The sequence below is a fragment of the Acrocarpospora phusangensis genome (genome assembly GCF_016862995.1).
Classification (GTDB): domain Bacteria; phylum Actinomycetota; class Actinomycetes; order Streptosporangiales; family Streptosporangiaceae; genus Acrocarpospora; species Acrocarpospora phusangensis.
Genome location: NZ_BOOA01000012.1, coordinates 74,098 through 92,075 on the forward strand (window position 1 = coordinate 74,098; position 17,978 = coordinate 92,075).

Consider the following 17,978-nt stretch of genomic DNA (forward strand, 5'->3'; position numbering starts at 1 on the left):
CATCGCAACCTGAACGCCGCAGCTCCTTGCGGAAATATCCGACACTGCGCGTGTCGGGCGCGTAACCGCGCGTGCGATCATGTATGGCATGCCGTTCATCGCCGCACTCGACAGTGACGACAGCCCTTCAATCGATCCAACGGCCTGGCTCGCGCCCGGGGTGGTGGTGGTCGGCCAGGTGCGGATCGGCAGGTCCGCCAATGTCTGGTACGGCTCGGTGCTGCGCGGCGACGACGAGCGGGTCGAGGTGGGCGCCGAGTGCAACATCCAGGACCTGTGCTGCCTCCACTCGGACCCGGGCGAGCCGGCCGTCCTGGAGGACCGGGTGAGCCTGGGCCACAAGGCCACGGTGCACGGCGCGTGCGTGGCGTCGGGCGCGCTGGTCGGCATCGGCGCGATCGTCATGAACGGCGCGAGCGTCGGCGCGGGCACCCTGGTCGCCGCCGGGGCCCTGGTCCCGCCGGGAGCCAAGATCCCCGACGGGGTGCTGGTGGCGGGCGTGCCCGGCCGGATCATCCGGGAGCTCACCGACGAGGACCGCGCGACCTTCGCCGAGACCCCGGACCGCTACCTGGCCAAGGCCGAGCGCCACCGCGCTAGCCGACCCATGCCCCGGTGGTGAAGTTCCCGACGTTGATCGCCATCACCGGCGCCGCCACGGCCAGATAGGCCATGAACACCCAGGGCCGCCGCGACCCGGTCAGCCCCACCGCGATGTAGAGCGGCCACCACAGCAGCGAGGCGCGCCCCACGGACATGTAGAACGACGACATGGCCAGCAGCGCCACCGCCTGCGGCGCGAGGTACGCGAACTCGGCCCACCGCCGCCGCCCCAGCTGCCAGAGCATCAGCAGCACCAGGACGAGCGCGGCCAGGATCTCCTCCCGGTAGGAGGTCTGCAGCGCGCCCTCCTCCAGCGAGCGGTTCCAGGTGTTCACGAACGTCTGCCAGGGCCACTCCGCGTACCGCCCCCAGTACTCGGCCTCGACGTTCTTCCACTCCATCCAGTCCCCGGTCCGCGCCCACTGGAACAGCATGTACGCGACGACCGGCAGCCCCGGCACGACCAGCCACGGCAGCGTGCGCCACCCCCGGGCCCGCAGCCCGTTCTCGGCGGTCAGGAACATCACGGCCAGCCCGAGCGCCAGGAAGAGCCCGGAGATGCGGATGCAGGAGGCCAGCGCGGCGACCACCATCGCCTGCTCCCACCTGCCGCGCCGCGCCAGCAGCCAGGCGGGCACGGCCAGCGCCAGGAAGGGCGCCTCGGAGTAGCCGGCCAGCAGGAACACGGCGAACGGGCTCAGGAAGAAGGCGATCACCGTCCAGATGCCGGTGCCCTCCCGGTAGGAGTCGCTGAGCCGCGACAGCGCCACCGCCACGACCGCGCTGGCGACCAGGGAGACCAGCACGATGGCCAGGCTCCAGTCCTCGATCCCCAGGTGCAGGATGCGCAGCACGAACGGGAGCCCGGGGAAGAAGGCGGCCAGCTTGGGCGCGTCGGTCATGCCGGGCGAGCCGTCGTAGCCCCACTGGGCGATGATGATGAAGTTGTCGGCGTCCCACGGCGTGAGCCGGTCCAGCAGCGGGGCCTCGGTCCGGCCGGGCGCGGCCAGGACCATGTAGATGTAGGTCCCGATGTGCCAGAAGAACCAGACCAGCAGGGCATGGCGGTCGGACGCCGAGCCCAGCCACCGGGGCAGCGGTCGCGCCGGCGCCGTCTCATCCTCTGATACGGCCTGGGCCTGCCGGGTCTCGGTCACGAAGGACATGGAAGTGGATGGCCAGGAAGCATGCCAAGAGTGTAGAGCCGACGAATCCCAGGTCATTTGCGTTTCCGCAGGTCAGACGCATGAATGTTTCACGGCTTCTGTCCAGCCGAGTCCGGATATTGGAATGGGCAGGGCGGGCGGAAGTTCTACCATGACGGAGTGCACTGGGATGGCTTCGCCTCGATGGAACGCGATGTGCGCGCCATGGTCGCCGATCCCCGGTGGCCGCTGACGGGCGCGCCCACCCGGGCCGACGCCATCGCCCGTCGTGCCCTGGCGACCGCGGACGGCGTCTGCTGGCTGTTCGGCGCGTACGCCCGCTGGTACCGCCTCGACCCCGACGGCCAGTGGCACCTGTCGGCGCCCCCGGCGGGCTCGCCCATCCGGGGCAACACCCGTCCGGTCACCGTGCCCATTCCGTACTGGGTCGTGCCCACGGGGCCGGACTTCTCGGTGGACCGGGGCTCCACGCAGGCGTTCGTGGGCCCGGACGTGCCGGCCGAGGTGACCGAGCGGATCCGCGCGCTGATCATCGCCCACCGGGGCCTGCGCCGCGAGGACTTCCCGCTCACCGGCGGCCCGTTCCGCGAGGTCTTCGCCGCCGAGGTGGCCAGCACGGTGGCGGCCGTCTGGGGCACGGTCATGTGGTGCGCGTACGCCCCCGCCTTCGACGGCAACGAGGTCATCCTGTCCATGTTCGGGGAGTTCCTGGCCCGGCCGCTGCCCGGCGACGAGTTCGTCCGCTGGCTCCCCCCGGTCACCCTCACCGACCTGGTCGACCTGTACGCGGAGCGCTGCCGCTCCGGCTTCCCCGACGCCGGGCTCCAGCTGGCCGGGCTGATGGCGCAGACGGCGCACGTGCTGCGCGCCGACGCCCGGTTCCGGCCGAGGGCGACCGCGCTGATCGCCATGATCGAGCCGCTGCTCACCCAGCCGTGGCTGGACCACACCGCGCTCCAGTCGGGCGCGGTGGCGCACAGCTGGCTGCTGCGCTGCCCGGCCAACCTGGCCGCCGCCGCGCTGTCGGAGACCTCGCCGGGGGACCACTTCCGGCACGTCTTCTACGACCTGGTGGAGGCGCTGGCGTACACGGCGGAGACGGGGGCGGATCCGCGGCAGGTGGCGGCCGCGCTGCTGGCGGCGGACGTGGCCGCGGTCTCCACCGACGCGGTGACATATCTGTACCCGTGGATGGACGACGGCATCCGGCAGGCGCTGTACGCGGCGCTGGCCGAGCCGGGGCACACGCTGCGCGACTGCTGGCCGGTCGACGGGCTGCTGCCGCCCGCCCTGACGCCGCCGGACCGGTCCACCGCGGCCGCGCTGCTCGGGGCGGCCTACGCGACCGGTCTGGCCTGGTGTGAGCTGGCCGGGGCGACCCCGCCGACGACGGGTTTCCCGGTGGCCGCGGCCGTCGGGCAGTGCCTGGTGCACAACCGGGACGACTTGCCCCGCGAGCCCACGACGACCCCACGCAAACGGGTCACAGAGACCACTTCCGACTGGCTCTACTCCAGCTAACCGGATAGGTCCCACTTACCCCACAAATACGGATATTTCATCCTTTAGCAATACCGCCTCGATGACCTCGGGAAATTCATCGAATTGTGATCTCAGAATCCGGGAAATGGTCAGTGCAGGGGTGCCCGGCGTCAGGAATGGTCCCGATGGGCCATGTCGCGCCACGACACACGGACGTAACCTCGAAGAGGGTGTGGGCTGCGGAAGGAAGGACAGCGCGGTGGGGCACGACGACTTGGACTCTCGGGTCCATGACCGTGTCGCGTTGGACGAGATCGCGCTCTACGCCGAGGTGCTGGCGGCCGTGAACTACACGGATGACCGACTGACCTTGGAGGAGCTCGACAACGCGCTCGGGTTGCGGACTTCGGCGAGCCGCTGAAGTCATTGACGAACTGATCCCGGACTCCGAATGGGGTCCGGGATAGTTTTTTCACGGGGTACGGCGGGGTCTCCTACACGGCGTGGGGACTAGTCTCCGGACCTCTTATCACACGCGGGAGCGCAGGCCGTACATGAGTTCCTGCCAGCGGGCCGCGACGGCCGGGGCCGCGTGGGGGGCGGCCGACTCCAGGGCGCCCGCCGCGAGGGTCATGCGGCGGCGTTCGTCGTCCACCAGAGAGAGCAGAGCGGCCGCGTACGCCTCCGTGCCACCCTCCCCGTCGGAGACCAGGATGCTGTCCCTGCCGGGGCGTACGAACTCGCTCAGGCCGCGTGGGCCGTCGAAGCCGACCACGGGCACGCCGCAGCCGAGGGCCTCCACCACGGTCATGCCGAGCACCTCGTGGCGGGACGGCACGGCCACGATGGACGCCTTGGCGAACTCGCCGGGCAGGTCGGGGGTGGTGCCCATGAAGTACACGTGGTTGTGCAGGCTGAGTTCGGCGACCAGGGCGCGCAGGCGCTTCTCCTCCGAGCCGGCGCCGTAGAGGCGCAGCCGCCAGTCGGGGCGCTTGTCGGCGACCACGGCGAAGGCCCGTACCAGACGGTCGAAGGCTTTGGGGGCGACCCAGCGGCCGCCCGCGCTGATGATGCGGTTGTCCATCCGGGACCGCGGCCAGGGGCCCGCCGGGAGGGCGTCCGGGATGGTGTGCACGGAGAGCTCGTCGTCGAGCAGGCGGGACCACTCGTCGCGGCCGGCCTCGGTGTTGGTGACCACGGCGTCCAGGCGCGGGTAGAACCGCCGGACCGGTCCAGGGACCGCGGGGCGGCTCCATTCGCGGGCGATCCTGATGGTCTCGCGCGGCGCGTACCGGGCGGACTGCACGCTCAGCCCGGGGCGGGCGGTGATCAGGACGTCGGCGCGGACCGCGCGCAGGGCCCGCCAGAGCGCGACCTCGGTGCGGACCTGGCCGCGCGGCAGCAGATGGCGGCCGGGGCGGGCGTCGACCAGCCAGCGCAGCTTGATCCGGCCGTCGATCGGGAAGAACGGGGTGTCCCTGGTGCGCTTGACGCTGATGATCTCGACGTCCTGGCGGCCCGCGAGGGCGGCGGCCAGATTGAGCGTGGCCCGGACGTCGCCGCGCATCCCGTAGGCCGAGGGCACCAGGAACGTGATCTTCACGCCGCGCTCATCCCCTGGCCGACTTCGAGGCGGAGCTGGTCGTCGGCGGTGAAGCTGGGTTTGATGGGCACGCCGTCCACGCGGGTGGCCGGATAGTGCACCCTGCGGCGTTTGCCCTCCACGTCGTCCAGGCTCGCGCCGAGCGCCAGCGGCCCGTCCAGGCCGTCCACCTCCAGCGACGGCTCCCAGACGCCCTGCGAGTCCGGCATCGCGGCCAGCACGTCGCAGAGCGAGAGCGCGGCGTGGAAGCGCACGCCCTGCACGGTGGCGGTGGCGACCACCTGGGCGTCCTGGTCGTCGCTGTGGCGCAGCGCCAGCCGGGCGGTGTGATGCTGGTCGTCGTCGGTCAGGCCGGTGTACGCCAGCAGCCCGGTCACCTCGAACCGGCCCTCCCGGAACCAGACCGCCCGCACGTCCGCGATCGGCCCCGCCTCGGCGATCTTGATGGCCAGGTAGCCGTTGCGGGTCCGGTAGGCCCGGTAGGCCATGGTGCGGCGGTCCAGCGCGTACGCGTCGAGGCGGTCGAGGGAGAAGCCCGGGTCCACGCTCTGCATGCGGGTGCGCGGGCCGTCCTGCTGGAGGTAGGCGTCCCAGCGGCCGGGCAGCAGGGCGAGCGGCCCGAGGGAGACGGCCACGCTCGCCTCGCGGGCGCGGCGGCCCGGCGTGCCGAGCATGACCCGGCGTTCGGCTCCGCTGCCCCGGTGGCGGAGCACCAGCTGGGTCCCCGCGGCCAAAGGTTCTTCGATGGCCATCTTCAGGGAGAGGACGTCGGCCAGGGTTACCTCAGCATCGGTGACCACCACACCCACCGTTCAGCCCCCTCCCCGTTGATTGAGCCAACGTTGAGGTTACCGTGATTTCCCCGTTATGTGGAGAAGTGGGGGTGTATATGGCCGCGCTCCCAGGGACACGAGGAGTGCCCCGGGAAGCGGAGGCCTCACGAGACTGGTTTGACGGACTTGATGAGGAGTTGAGCCACGTCGACCACCTCAAGACTGTTCTTGGCGGCACCGGTGTTCTTCTTCTCGTTGATCGCGTCGCCGAGCATGACCAGACAGAAGGGGCACGCGGTGGAGACCGTGTCCGGATCGGTGGTCAGCGCCTCGTCCACGCGCTCGGTGTTGATGCGCTTGCCGATGCGCTCCTCCATCCACATGCGCGCGCCGCCGGCGCCGCAGCAGAAGCCGCGGTCCTTGCAGCGGTGCATCTCCTGCGTCTGCACGCCCGGCACCTTGGCCATGATGTCGCGCGGCTGCGCGTAGACCTTGTTGTGGCGGCCGAGGAAACAGGGGTCGTGGTAGGTGATCTTCTCCTCGATCGGCGTGATCGGGGTGAGCCTCCCCTCCTCGACCAGGTGGGCCAGGAGCTGCGTGTGGTGCACGACCTCGTAGTTCCCGCCCAGCTGCGGATACTCGTTGGCGAGCGTGTTGAAGCAGTGCGGGCAGGTGGCGACGATCTTCTTGACGCCGGCCTCGTTGAGGGTCTCGATGTTCTGCTGGGCGAGCATGTTGAACAGGAACTCCATGCCGAGGCGGCGGGCCGGGTCGCCCGTACAGGCCTCCATGGGGCCGAGCACGGCGAACTTGACGCCCGCGATGTGCAGGAGCTCGGCCACCGCCTTGGTGGTGCGCTTGGCGCGGTCCTCCAGCGCTCCGGCGCAGCCCACCCAGAACAGGTACTCGGCGTCGGCCGGCATCTTGTCCTCGACGATCTCGACCTCGAAGTCGAGTTCGGCCACCCAGTCGGCCCGCTTCATCTCGGACATGCCCCACGGGTTGCCCTTGTTCTCCAGGTTCTTCAGCATCACCCCCGCCTCGGAGGGGAACGCCGACTCGATCATGACCTGGTAGCGGCGCATGTCCAGGATGTGGTCGATGTGCTCGATGTCCACCGGGCACTGCTCGACGCACGCGCCGCAGTTGGTGCACGACCAGAGCACGTCCGGGTGGATCACGCCCTCCTCGCCGACGAGCGGCTTCTCCAGCAGGGCCAGCACGTCCTCACCCTGGTGCGACCGCTGCTCCTCGCTCATCATCAGGTACGGCGCGACCTTGAACGCGTGATCCCGCTGATCCAGGATGAGCATCTTCGGCGACAGCGGCTTGTCGGTGATCCAGGCCGGGCACTGGGACTGGCAGCGCCCGCACTCGGTACAGGTGTAGAAGTCGAGGAAGTCCTTCCAGGTGGCGTCGGTCAGCTTGCCGCGGCCGAACGCGTCCACCTCCGGGTCGGCCTCCTCGAAGTCCAGCACCTTGCCGCCGCTGCGCATCTCCTGGGCGGGCCCGAGACCGTCCGGGCGCCGGGAGAACAGCACGTTCAGCGGCGCGGAGAAGATGTGCAGGTGCTTGGAGTGCACCACGATCAGCAGGAACACCAGCATGACGCCGATGTGCAGGAGCAGCGCGATCTCTTCCAGCAGCGCGCTCGCCGGCAGGACCTTGGCCACCGTCTGGCTGACGAAGGCCCCCGACTCGTACGGGAAGTTGCCGGTCCTGACGGCGGCTGCGCGGGCCAGGAACAGCGTCCAGATCACATTGAAGATCATGAACAGGATCAGCCACGCGCCGCTCAGGTGCGAGCCGGAGAAGCGGGACCCGCGGCCGAGCTTCTTCGGCGAGTTCTTGATCCGGATGGCCGCGAAGGCGGCCAGGCCGAGCAGGCAGGCGAGCGCGATGAAATCCTGCAGGAAACCCAGCACCGGCCAGGTCCCGATCAGCGGGATGTGGAAGTCAGGGCGGCCCGTGACGGCACCCTGGATGATCGCGCCGTACGCCTCGATATAGACCGTCAGCAGGATGATGAACGCCCACATGACGAAGAAGTGGGCCACCCCGGACGGCGTCCATTTAAGCAGTTTCTTCTGGCCGAAAACCTCGACCAGCTGGGCTTTCAGTTCGGCGCCCGCGTGCTTCCTGGCGTACTCGACGCGGTGCGGGGCGGGTTGGCCGACCGTGGCCAGCCGGTAGAGGAACAGCACGCGACGGGCGGCCAGGGCGACCACAGTCACCGTCATGACCAGCCCGATGATCGCTACCAAGAGCATGGCTCCTCCATATCCGACACTCGACCACCATAGAACAATGCTCTGTAGATATCGCTCAGGGGTCGACGTAACGCTGGATCGTGGGGGCGAGCAGGGCGACGATCTCCTCGGGGTCGGCCGAGGCCATCGGCTCCAGGCGCAGGATGTGGCGGCCCATGACCATGCCGAACATCTGCGCGAAGGCTGCCTCCATGCGCAGTAACGGGATGTCGAGCGCGGCGGCGATCCGGCCCAGGATGGCCTCCACCATGAACTCGCGGAGCATCGCGACCGCCTGCTCGTTGGCGACCGCGGTCCGGATCAGCGCCAGCACCGGCTCGCGGGCCTGCGGATCGGCGGTGAGGTTGAGCACGAAACGGACCAGCCGCTCGCCCATCTCCTCCCGCGGGCCCGACACCACATAGGGCACGACCACGGAGGGGTCCATGGGCAGCCGCATGGCCGCCACGAACACGCCCTCCTTCGTGTCGAAGTAGTGGTGCACCAGCGCGGGGTCCACGCCTGCCGCGCGGGCGATGCCGCGGATGGTCGCCTTGTCGAAGCCCTTCTCGGCGAAGATCGTGCGGGCGGCGGTCAGGATCTGGCCCCGCGTGTCGGAGATCCCCGGCCTGCGCCCAGGACGCCGGCCGGGACCGCGTGGTTCGCTCACGCCCCCTCCGTCAGGCCCACGGCCAGCTGCTTCAGCTCCCGCAGGCCGGTTGGCTCGGTCAGGGCGGGCGGCTCCCGGTGGGTGAGCGGTTTGACGCCGACCGCCAGGTAGACGCGCATCGGGATGGTCATGTCGCCGTCCGGGAAGACCCGGAGGAGCTCGCCGCGCTCCCGGGCGATCAGCTCGTCGGCGGCGGTCTCCGGCATGGCCGCCACGTACGAGTGCGAGCGCAGGTCGGTCAGGAAGTCCTCCACGTGGACGTGGCGCGTCCAGTGCACCCACGTCTCCGACACGCGGAGCCCGGCGGCGGCCATCGCGGCCCCGATCGGCGGCATGCTCCAGCCCGGCTGGGCCGGTCCGGTGTAGCCCGGCAGGTCGGCCAGGCGCACCTGGCAGGCGGCCAGCCAGTCGGCCTTGCCCGCGTCCACGGTGTTCCACCAGCCGGCCACCGCGCCGCCCGGGCGGGCCACCCGGATCGCCTCGGCGATCGACACCGCGCGGTCCAGCCAGTGCCAGGACTGGGCGTACGTGACCAGGTCGGCCGTGCCGTCCCGGAGCGGGAGGGCGTTGCCGTCGGCCAGCAGGGCGGCGCCCGCCGTACGGGAACGGAGGAAGGCGAGCATGCGGGCGGCGCGGTCCACCGCGACCACGCGGACGCCGCGATCGAGCAGCCCGCGGGTGGAGATCCCAGTGCCGGCGCCCACGTCGACGGCGAAGGCGCCCTCGAACCGGATGCCGGACAGTTCGGTCAGTGCCGCATAGAGGGCAGGCGGATATTCCGGGCGCGCGGCGTCATACGCCTCCGCCACCCGGTCGACGTCGAAGACCTGGTGGCTCATCTCTCGTCGCGGCTCATCTCTTCGCGGAGGAGGCGGCGAAGTGGAGCCGGGCGAAGGCCAGCGCCTCGGCCAGGTCGTCGATCCGCTCGGTCCGGCCGACCGCCCTCCTCGTGTTGATCTCCAGCACGATCAGACCACCATAGCCCGCGTTCGCCAGCCGCTCCAGCATCGGGGCGCAGGGCTGGTTGCCGCGGCCGGGCACCAGATGCTCGTCCTTGTTGGTGATCCCGCTCCCGTCGGCCAGGTGCAGGTGGGCGAGGCGGTCGCCCAGCTTGGCCGCCATCTCCATGGCGTCGGACCCCGACACCGCGGTGTGCGACAGGTCCAGCGTCACCTGCGGGAAGTCGTGCTCCACCGGGTTCCAGTCCGGCGCGTACGGCACCACCTCGCTGCCCCGGGCCCGCAGCGGGAACATGTTCTCCACCGCGAACACGATGTCGGTCTCCTCCCGCATCCGGGCCAGGCCGATCTCGAAGTCCCGCGCGTAGTCGCGCTGCCAGCGGAACGGCGGATGCACCACCACGGTCTGCGCGCCCAGCCGCTGCGCCGCGTCCCTGGCCCGCTCCAGCTTGGCCCACGGGTCGCGCCCCCACACCCGCTGGGTGACCAGCAGGCAGGGCGCGTGCACGGCCAGGATGGGCAGCTCGTAATGGTCGCGCAGCCGCTCCAGGACCTCCACGTCCTGGCTGACCGGATCCTGCCCCACCATGATCTCGACACCGTCGTAGCCGAGCCGCGAGGCCAGCTCGAACGCGTCGGGAGTCCGCTCCGGATAGACCGACGCGGTGGACAGCGCGATCTTGGCATTCGGGACCCGCACGACATCCCGCCGCGCGCCGTCCGCGGGTTCGTCTCCGCCGATGTAGGTCCGCTCGCCGGGGCTCATTCCCGGCTCCCCACCCTGGCGCTGGCTCGCTCGCTCACCATTCCAGACTAAGCGAGCGAACTCGCGAAGCGGCCTAGCCGCCTATCGTGGTGCGATGCCGCGTATCGCGAAGGGGGCCGTGCCCAGCCCCAACATCTGGCACAACCCCCAGATCTACGAGCTGGAGAACCGCGCCGTGGACCCCGACGGCGTGATCGACACCGCCATCCGCTCGGTACGCCCCTGGACCGGCGCCACCATCCTCGACATCGGCTGTGGCACCGGCTACCACCTGCCCGGATACGCCTCCGACGCCGCCCGCGTGATCGGCGTCGAACCCCATCCGGACCTGGCCGCCCTCGCCACCCGCCGCTGCGCCGCCCTCCCCAACGTGACCGTCCAGGTCGCCGCCGCGCAGTCGCTGCCCGTCCCTGACGCGTCCGTGGACGTGGCCATCGCGCGCTGGGCCTACTTCTTCGGGCCCGGCTGCGAACCCGGCCTCAAAGAGCTCTCCAGGGCCGTCCGCCGCGGCGGCGCCGCGTTCGTCGTCGACCTGGACGCCTCCCGGGGCTCCTTCGGCGAATGGTTCCGCGCCGCCGTCCCCGCCTACTCCCCCCGCCTCATCGAGGACTTCTGGTCCCGCCAGGGCTGGAACCGCCTCGAACTCACCCCCCGCATGGCCTTCACCCGCCGCCCCGACCTCGAAGCTGTCCTCCGCATCGAGTTCACCCCGGCCGTCTCCCAGCGCGCCATCACCGAAACCGAAGGCCTCGAATTCCCCTACCCCACCCTCCTCCGCTGGCGCCTCTTCTAACCGGTACGGCCGCGGGCGAAGCGTTGGGGTGGCTCACCTGACGTAGACGGGCTCGACCAGGTCCAGAGGGAGTTGGAACCCACCCTGACCAAGGCTCAGACAGTCCGGGCTTCGCACGAGGGGCGGGAGAGGTGGTTCCCCCACCCGCCCTCGAATCCCGCGCGCTTCGCACCCATGTCCTCAAGCCTGCGGCCCAGCCCCGGCAAGGGCGCGGCGAAGCCCTGGTGGTTCCCCCACCCACCCTCCCGCAGGCTTCGGCCACACCCCATTCCCTCAGGCCTGCAGCCCAGCCCCGGCATGGGCGCGGCGGAGCCCTGGTGGTTCCCCCACCCATCCACCCGCAGGCTTCGGCCACACCCCATTCCCTCAAGCCTGCAGCCCAGCCCCGGCATGGGCGCGGCGGAGCCCTGGTGGTTCCCCCACCCACCCTCCCGCAGGCTTCGCCCCACACCTCATTCCCTCAAGCCTGCAGCCGAGCCCCGGCATGGGCGGGGCGAAGCCCTGGTGGTCTCCCACCCGCCCTCGAACCCCGCGCGCTTCGCGCACCCATGTCTCAAGCCTGCAGCCCAGCCCCAGCAGGGGCGGGGCAGAGCCCTGGTGGTTCCCCCACCCACCCACCCACGGGCTTCGCCCCACACCTCATTCCCTCAAGCCTGCGGCCGAGCCCGAGTATGGGCGGGGCGGGCGGAGCCCGCAGAAAGGGATGGGTGGGGTGGGAGAACCATCGCAGGCAACGCCGGGCGTGCCAGCGAACGCCCGAAGAGGAAGCGCCAGCCCGACAAAGGGTGGGTGGGAACCCACCGGCAAACAACGGATGGGAACCCACCGGAAGATCTCGTCTGGCAAGCGGCCGTGGGCCGGCATCCCGCCCGGATGCCCGCTCGGTGAGCGCGCCGCGCAGCGGCAACAAGGGTGGGTGGGTGGGGAGAACCACCGCAGGCAGCCGGCACGCCGGAAGAGGGCAGAGCGCCAGCTCAACAAGGGTGGGTGGGAACCCACCGGCAAACAACGGATGGGAAACCACCGGAAGATCTCGTCTGGCAAGCGTCCGTGGGCCGGCATCCCGCCCGGATGCCCGCTCGGTGAGCGCGCCGCGCAGCGGCAATAAGGGTGGGTGGGTGGGAGAACCACCGCAGGCAACCGGCACGCCGGAAGAGAGCAGAGCGCCGACTCGAAAAGGGGTGAGAACCACCTCTCCCGCCCTCGTGAGGTTCGTGAGGGGAGATTGTCGGTGGGGGGCGGTAGCCTCCGGGCGTGGGTAAAGCTGCGAAGCCTTCGTATCGGTGTGGCGAGTGTGGCTGGGTGGCCGCCAAGTGGGTGGGGCGCTGTGGGGAGTGCCAGGCCTGGGGGACGGTCGAGGAGGCGGGAGCCCGGCAAGGGGTGACCGTCGTCAAGGGCGGGGCCGTGTCGGCGCCTGCCGTACCGATCGGGCAGGTGAAGGCGGAGACCGCGCACGCGCGGCCGACGGGAGTGGGCGAGCTGGACCGGGTGCTGGGCGGTGGCCTGGTGCCGGGCGCGGTGGTGCTGCTCGCGGGCGAGCCCGGGATCGGCAAGTCGACACTGCTGCTGGAGGCGGCCGCGAAGACGGCGCGGCATGACACGGTCCTCTACGTCACCGGCGAAGAGTCGGCGTCCCAGGTCCGGATGCGTGCCGATCGCATCGGCGCCATCCAGGACAACCTCTATCTCGCCGCGGAAACCGACCTCGCCGCCCTGGTCACCCACGTGGAGAAGGTCCAGCCACGGCTCCTGATCGTGGACTCGGTGCAGACGATCGGCTCCCAGGAGGCCACCGGCGTCCCCGGCGGCGTCACCCAGGTCCGCGAGGTGGCCGGCAACATCACCCGCCTGGCCAAGGAACGCGGCATGTCCACCGTCCTGGTCGGCCACGTCACCAAGGACGGCTCCATCGCCGGCCCCCGAGTCCTGGAACACCTCGTCGACGTGGTCCTCCACTTCGAAGGCGACCGCAACTCCCGCCTCAGAATGGTCCGCGCCATCAAGAACAGGTTCGGCCCCATCGAGGAGGTCGGCTGCTTCGACCTGCACGAACGCGGCATCACCGGCATCACCGACCCCAGCGGCCTGTTCATCTCCCGCCACCCGGAACCCGTCCCCGGCACCTGCGTCACGGTCACGATCGAGGGCACCCGCCCGATCCCGGCGGAACTCCAGGCCCTCGTGGGCCCGACCGAGGCCCCCCAGCCCCGCCGGACCTCCTCCGGCCTCGACTCGTACCGCGTCGCCATGGTCCTCGCCGTCATGGAACGCCGCCTCAACGCCAAAATCGGCAAATGCGACGTCTTCACGGCCACCGTCGGCGGCATCCGGCTCACCGACCCCGCCGTGGATCTCGCCCTCATGCTCTCGGTCGTCAGCGCGGCCGGCGACAAACCCCTCCCCCACGGCCTGGTCGCCTTAGGCGAGGTGGGCCTGGCCGGTGAGCTCCGCCCGGTGCGCGACGTCCGCCGCCGCCTGGCCGAGGCGGCCCGGCTCGGTTTCACCCGCGCCCTCGTCCCTACCGGCTCGCTCGCGGGGGATACCCTCAAACTCGAACCCGCCCCCTCCCGGGGCGACCTGGTCGCGGTCCGCCCCTCCCGGACGCGTACCACGAACTTCTCACCAGGCTTCGACGTTACAGAGGCAGAGAACGTCTGGGACGCCTTGACGCACATCCGGTGAGCAACCAGTTACCTAGGTAAACTGGGCGGTGCCTTGGGTCTGCTGAGTTGGGCAGGCCTGCGGCGAAGGCGGATAGACCGTCTGGGCGCAGAGACACGACCAGCGGGGGTCACTGACGTGCACAATGACAAAGCCCGGGATGAGCGCCGCAGAGCCACACTGGCTGCCCTCGCCCCCGGAACAGCGCTCCGCGACGGGCTCGAACGCATCCTGCGCGGTCACACCGGCGGCCTGATCGTCCTGGGGTACGACGACAAGGTCGAGGAACTCTGCACGGGCGGCTTCGAACTGGACGTGGAGTTCGCCGCCACCCGGCTCCGCGAGCTCGCCAAGATGGACGGCGCGATCGTCCTCAACGGCGACGACCTGCGCATTCTCCGGGCGGCCGTGCATCTGGTGCCGGATCCGGGCATCCCCACGGACGAGTCCGGCACCCGCCACAGGACCGCCCAGCGGGTGGCCCGGCAGACCGCGCACCCGGTCATCGCGATCAGCAAGTCGATGCGCATCATCGCGCTCTACCTGGACGGGGTTCGTTACGTCCTGGAGGAGTCGGCCGCGATCCTCTCCAAGGCCAACCAGGCCCTGGCCACCCTCGAACGCTACAAGATGCGCCTGGACGAGGTCTCCGGCACGCTGTCCGCCCTGGAGATCGAGGACCTGGTCACCGTCCGCGACGTCTCGGCGGTCGTGCAGCGCCTCGAAATGGTCCGCCGGATCTCGGTGGAGATCGAGGGATACGTCGTCGAACTGGGCACGGACGGCCGGCTGATCTCGCTCCAGCTGGACGAGCTGGTCGGCGGCGTGGAGGAGGACCGCGCCCTCACCATCCGCGACTACATGCCCGCCCCTCAGCACAACCGCCGCCCGCGCCGCTTCACCGAGGCCATGGACGACCTGGACAGCCTCTCCGCCCTGGACCTGCTGGACCTCACCCGGGTGGCGCAGATCCTCGGCCACACCGGCCCCGACCCGCTGGACAGCGCGGTCAGCCCTCGCGGCTTCCGGCTGCTGGCCCGCGTCCCCCGCCTGCCCACCACGATCGTGGACCGCCTGGTCGACCACTTCGGCGGCCTGCAGAAACTCCTGGCCGCCAGCATCGACGACCTCCAGGTGGTGGGCGGCGTGGGCGAGACCCGCGCCAGAAACGTCCGCGAGAGCCTCTCCCGCCTCGCCGAGTCCTCGATCCTCGAGCGGTACGTCTAGCTACTTCAGGTGGAACACGTTGCGGGAGCTCTTCAGGCTCCCGATGCGGGCGAGCGCGACATAGGTGCCCTTGTGCGCGGACGGCGCTTTCGCGGCGCAGTCGAGCACGGAACGCGTACGCGGCCAGAGGATGGTGCGGACGAACGGCACGCCCCGGTGCAGCAGCTGGCGGTCGATGCCTTCGCCGGCCACGCAGTCGGCCGTGGACCAGACGCGCTCCCCGCCGGTGGAGATGCGCATCTCCAGCGTGCGCGGCCCCAGGTCGGCCACGCAGGCGACGTCGCCGATGTTGACGACCGTGAGCAGGAAGCCCGGGTCCTCGGCGCCCCGGTAGGTCTCCTGGTTGGCGCGCAGGCTGATGACCAGGTCCTTGCCTTCGCAGGGGTCGCCGTTCCTGCGGGCGGGCGCGGGCTTGGGCGATCCTGACGCGGGGCTCGATCCGGGCGACGGGCTGCCGAAGGGCGTCGGCGACGGGGCGGGCGCGGAGAACTTGGGCGACGGCAGCGAGACGACCATGGCGTCGGTCCCGCCCGACCCCGCCTTCGTGGCGGTGGTCGGCTTGTCCGTACCGCTCGCGCAGGCCCAGGCCACCACGGCGACCACCACCAGCATGCCGGTGAGCACCGACACCCGGCGACGCCAGTAGACGTCACCACCCTCGACTCCGACATCACCACGGAACGTGTCCGGATCCATACGGCCAGTATGGAGAGTCATGGTCAGCTCATCTTCGCGCCTCGCCGTACGAGATCCAGATGCGGAGTTTGTACGGTGTCACACACCGCTAGAGTCTGACCGTGACTCTTCATGCCCCGATCCTCGACTGGTACGCGGAGCACAACAGAGATCTTCCCTGGCGCCGGCCCGAGGCGACCCCGTGGGGAATCCTGGTCAGCGAGATCATGCTGCAGCAGACCCCCGTCGTGCGGGTGCTGCCGATCTGGGAGGACTGGCTGGCCCGCTGGCCCACCCCGGAAGCCCTGGCCAAGGAGCCGCCCGGCGAGGCCGTACGGCACTGGGGGCGGCTGGGTTATCCCCGGCGCGCCCTGAACCTGCACGCCTGCGCGAAGGCGATCACGACCGAGTTCGCCGGCACCGTCCCCGCCACGTACGACGAGCTCCGCACCCTCCCCGGCATCGGCGACTACACGGCCGCCGCCGTGGCCAGCTTCGCGTACGGCGCCCGCCACGCCGTCCTGGACACCAACGTCCGCCGGGTACTCGCCCGCGCGGTCCGCGGCGAGGAGTTCCCACCGACCGCGACGACCGCCCCGGAGCGCAAACTCGCCGAATCCCTCATCCCGCCCGTGGACGCCCCCCGCTGGGCGGTCGCGGTGATGGAACTGGGCGCCCTCGTCTGCACGGCCCGCTCCCCGCGGTGCGCCGACTGCCCGGTGGCCGCCCGCTGCCAGTGGCTGCTGACCGGCAAGCCCGCCCACGACGGCCCGCCCCGCCGCGGCCAGACCTACGCCGGCACCGACCGCCAGTGCCGCGGCGCCCTGCTCGCCGTGCTGCGCGACGCCCCCGGCCCGGTCCCGAAGGCCGCCCTCGACGCCGCCTGGTCCAACCACGCCCAGCGGGAGCGCGCCCTCGACGGACTGCTCACCGACGGCCTGGCCGAGCTCCTCGACAACGATTTCTACGGCCTGCCCAGCTGACCCCCAAAAGTGTTTCGCGCCACGGGGTGTAGTACTACACTGTGTAGAGCGAATTCGGTTCAGTCCCACCCAAGTGGATCACAAGTTGCCGTTCTTACGGTGGGATCACTGTCGACGTCACCCGCGCGGCTTACGGCTGAATCAGCTGCGGGGTGGACGCGTAGTCCGGTGCACGAGAGCAAGCTCGCCGTACCGGGCCGGATTCCCGGCACGGAGGGACTCGTGTCCCATGCGGCCAGGACAGGTCATGTGGGGCAATGAGTCGGAAGCTTGGAGGCAATCGATGCGGCTGCGCCACGACGACGGGACGCTCGTTCACCTGGCCTACAACGCGGGCGTGCATCCCGCGGAGGACCTGGAGAACCTGATCGCCCACCTGACCCGCTACGCGGTGCCCGTACGCAGGCGCCTGGGCGTGGACCGGCTGGGCATCGGCCTGTGGCTGGCGCCCCCGGTGGCGGACCACCTCATCGCCGACCGCATCGAGCTGGTCCGGCTCCGCCGCTCCTTGGAGGAGCGCGGCCTGGAGGTGGTGAGCCTCAACGGCACCGGCGGCCGCAACCAGGAGGCCCCCGGCCCCGACTGGGCCAAGCCCGAGCGTTACCGCTACACCATGGCGCTGGCGAAGATCCTCGCCTTCCTGCTGCCCGAGGACGTGCGCTTCGGCAGCATCTCCACGATCCCGATCGGCTGGCGCCGCGACTGGCCGGCCGACCTGCACTCCATCGCCTCCCGCCGGCTGGAGCGCCTCTCCCGCGAGCTGCGCGGCCTGTCCAGCGTGACCGGCAAGACCATCAGGGTCGGCTTCGAGCCGTGGCCCGGCTGCGTGCTGGAGACGACCGAGCAGGCCCTGCAGCGCGTCTGCGGCATCGACTCCGAGCACCTCGGCGTCTGCCTGGACGCCTGCCACCTCTCCTGCGGCGCCGAGGAGACCGCCTCCGCGCTGCGCGGCCTGGCCCAGGCCGGCGCGCCGGTCGTCAAACTCGGCCACGTGCACAACCACAGCCAGGAGATCCCCAGCACCCAGCCGGTGCTCCAGGACACGCTCACCGCCCTGCTGTCCGGCGCGGTCAACGGCAGCGCCCACATCGAGGTGGAGGCCCACGACTGGACGGCGCCGAAAAACAAAGGCCCGGCCGCGCTGGTGGCCCGCCTGGCGGACGATCTCGACTGGACCCGGCAAAATCTGACGGCCTTGGGGCTCAAACTCGCCGCATAGGTGCTATTCACCACACTTATTCCGCTCATACCAATGTGTCGCCAGATGAGCACACGATCGCTACACAATACGCACATTTCGGTTGCAAGCACGGGTTGAGCGCAATGTAAAGCGCCCCCCGCCTCCGTTGCGGAGGCGAGGGGCGCTTT

The 17,978-nt window shown here is 70.5% G+C and carries 15 protein-coding genes; 7 read left to right on the forward strand and 8 right to left on the reverse strand.

Going from position 1 to position 17,978, the window contains the following annotated elements; genetic code table 11:
- The first annotated feature begins 88 nt into the window (after nt 1-88).
- Nucleotides 89-622 carry a gamma carbonic anhydrase family protein gene (locus Aph01nite_RS09900; RefSeq protein ID WP_373872282.1) on the forward strand — a complete coding sequence of 178 codons (534 nt, stop codon included), beginning with the start codon at nt 89-91 and terminating at the stop codon, nt 620-622.
- On the opposite strand, the gene Aph01nite_RS09905 is transcribed toward Aph01nite_RS09900, so the two are convergent.
- A complete protein-coding gene (locus Aph01nite_RS09905; protein ID WP_204040493.1) occupies nt 597-1,760 on the reverse strand; it encodes a mannosyltransferase family protein in 1,164 nt (387 codons plus the stop codon). The two genes, Aph01nite_RS09900 and Aph01nite_RS09905, sit on opposite strands and share 26 nt — an antisense overlap.
- Nucleotides 1,761-1,928: 168 nt before the next feature.
- Between Aph01nite_RS09905 and Aph01nite_RS09910 the strand changes: the two genes are divergently transcribed.
- Nucleotides 1,929-3,290: a hypothetical protein gene (locus Aph01nite_RS09910; protein ID WP_204040494.1), complete on the forward strand. Its 1,362-nt coding sequence runs from the start codon at nt 1,929-1,931 to the stop codon at nt 3,288-3,290.
- Nucleotides 3,291-3,780: 490 nt separating this feature from the next.
- On the opposite strand, the gene Aph01nite_RS09915 is transcribed toward Aph01nite_RS09910, so the two are convergent.
- From Aph01nite_RS09915 to Aph01nite_RS09940, 6 genes are all read right to left on the reverse strand, one after another.
- The gene (locus Aph01nite_RS09915) at nt 3,781-4,854 is read right to left on the reverse strand and encodes a glycosyltransferase (RefSeq protein ID WP_204040495.1); all 1,074 of its coding nucleotides are present in this window, start codon (nt 4,852-4,854) and stop codon (nt 3,781-3,783) included.
- Nucleotides 4,851-5,654, reverse strand: coding sequence for a hypothetical protein (locus Aph01nite_RS09920; RefSeq protein ID WP_239161537.1), 804 nt, complete (start codon nt 5,652-5,654; stop codon nt 4,851-4,853). The genes Aph01nite_RS09915 and Aph01nite_RS09920 overlap by 4 nt, the downstream gene beginning before the upstream one ends.
- Before the next feature lie 137 nt (nt 5,655-5,791).
- A complete protein-coding gene (locus Aph01nite_RS09925) occupies nt 5,792-7,897 on the reverse strand; it encodes a (Fe-S)-binding protein (RefSeq protein WP_204040497.1) in 2,106 nt (701 codons plus the stop codon).
- 55 nt (nt 7,898-7,952) lie between these two features.
- Nucleotides 7,953-8,546 (reverse strand): TetR/AcrR family transcriptional regulator, encoded by a 594-nt coding sequence (locus Aph01nite_RS09930; protein WP_204040498.1) that lies wholly within the window; start codon nt 8,544-8,546, stop codon nt 7,953-7,955.
- On the reverse strand, nt 8,543-9,385 hold the full coding sequence (locus Aph01nite_RS09935) for a class I SAM-dependent methyltransferase (RefSeq protein ID WP_204040499.1): 843 nt from the start codon (nt 9,383-9,385) through the stop codon (nt 8,543-8,545). The genes Aph01nite_RS09930 and Aph01nite_RS09935 overlap by 4 nt, the downstream gene beginning before the upstream one ends.
- 13 nt (nt 9,386-9,398) lie before the next feature.
- The gene (locus Aph01nite_RS09940; RefSeq protein ID WP_204040500.1) at nt 9,399-10,271 is read right to left on the reverse strand and encodes a sugar phosphate isomerase/epimerase family protein; all 873 of its coding nucleotides are present in this window, start codon (nt 10,269-10,271) and stop codon (nt 9,399-9,401) included.
- A 94-nt stretch (nt 10,272-10,365) separates the two neighbouring features.
- Here Aph01nite_RS09940 and Aph01nite_RS09945 point away from each other — a divergent pair, with 94 nt between their 5' ends.
- From Aph01nite_RS09945 to disA, 3 genes are all read left to right on the forward strand, one after another.
- A complete protein-coding gene (locus Aph01nite_RS09945; protein ID WP_204040501.1) occupies nt 10,366-11,064 on the forward strand; it encodes a class I SAM-dependent methyltransferase in 699 nt (232 codons plus the stop codon).
- A gap of 1,254 nt (nt 11,065-12,318) precedes the next feature.
- Complete coding sequence (gene radA, locus Aph01nite_RS09950; RefSeq protein ID WP_204040502.1) at nt 12,319-13,746, forward strand: DNA repair protein RadA; 1,428 nt, start codon at nt 12,319-12,321, stop codon at nt 13,744-13,746.
- A 117-nt stretch (nt 13,747-13,863) separates the two neighbouring features.
- Entirely contained in the window at nt 13,864-14,952 is a 1,089-nt protein-coding gene (gene disA / locus Aph01nite_RS09955; RefSeq protein WP_239161538.1) for a DNA integrity scanning diadenylate cyclase DisA, read from the forward strand.
- On the opposite strand, the gene Aph01nite_RS09960 is transcribed toward disA, so the two are convergent.
- Nucleotides 14,953-15,648, reverse strand: coding sequence for a hypothetical protein (locus tag Aph01nite_RS09960; RefSeq protein ID WP_204040503.1), 696 nt, complete (start codon nt 15,646-15,648; stop codon nt 14,953-14,955).
- A 95-nt stretch (nt 15,649-15,743) separates the two neighbouring features.
- On the opposite strand from Aph01nite_RS09960, the gene Aph01nite_RS09965 reads away from it, so the two are divergent.
- Entirely contained in the window at nt 15,744-16,610 is an 867-nt protein-coding gene (locus Aph01nite_RS09965) for an iron-sulfur binding domain-containing protein (RefSeq protein ID WP_275419021.1), read from the forward strand.
- Nucleotides 16,611-16,893: 283 nt separating this feature from the next.
- A complete protein-coding gene (locus Aph01nite_RS09970; RefSeq protein ID WP_204040504.1) occupies nt 16,894-17,829 on the forward strand; it encodes a TIM barrel protein in 936 nt (311 codons plus the stop codon).
- Nucleotides 17,830-17,978 lie beyond the last annotated feature (149 nt).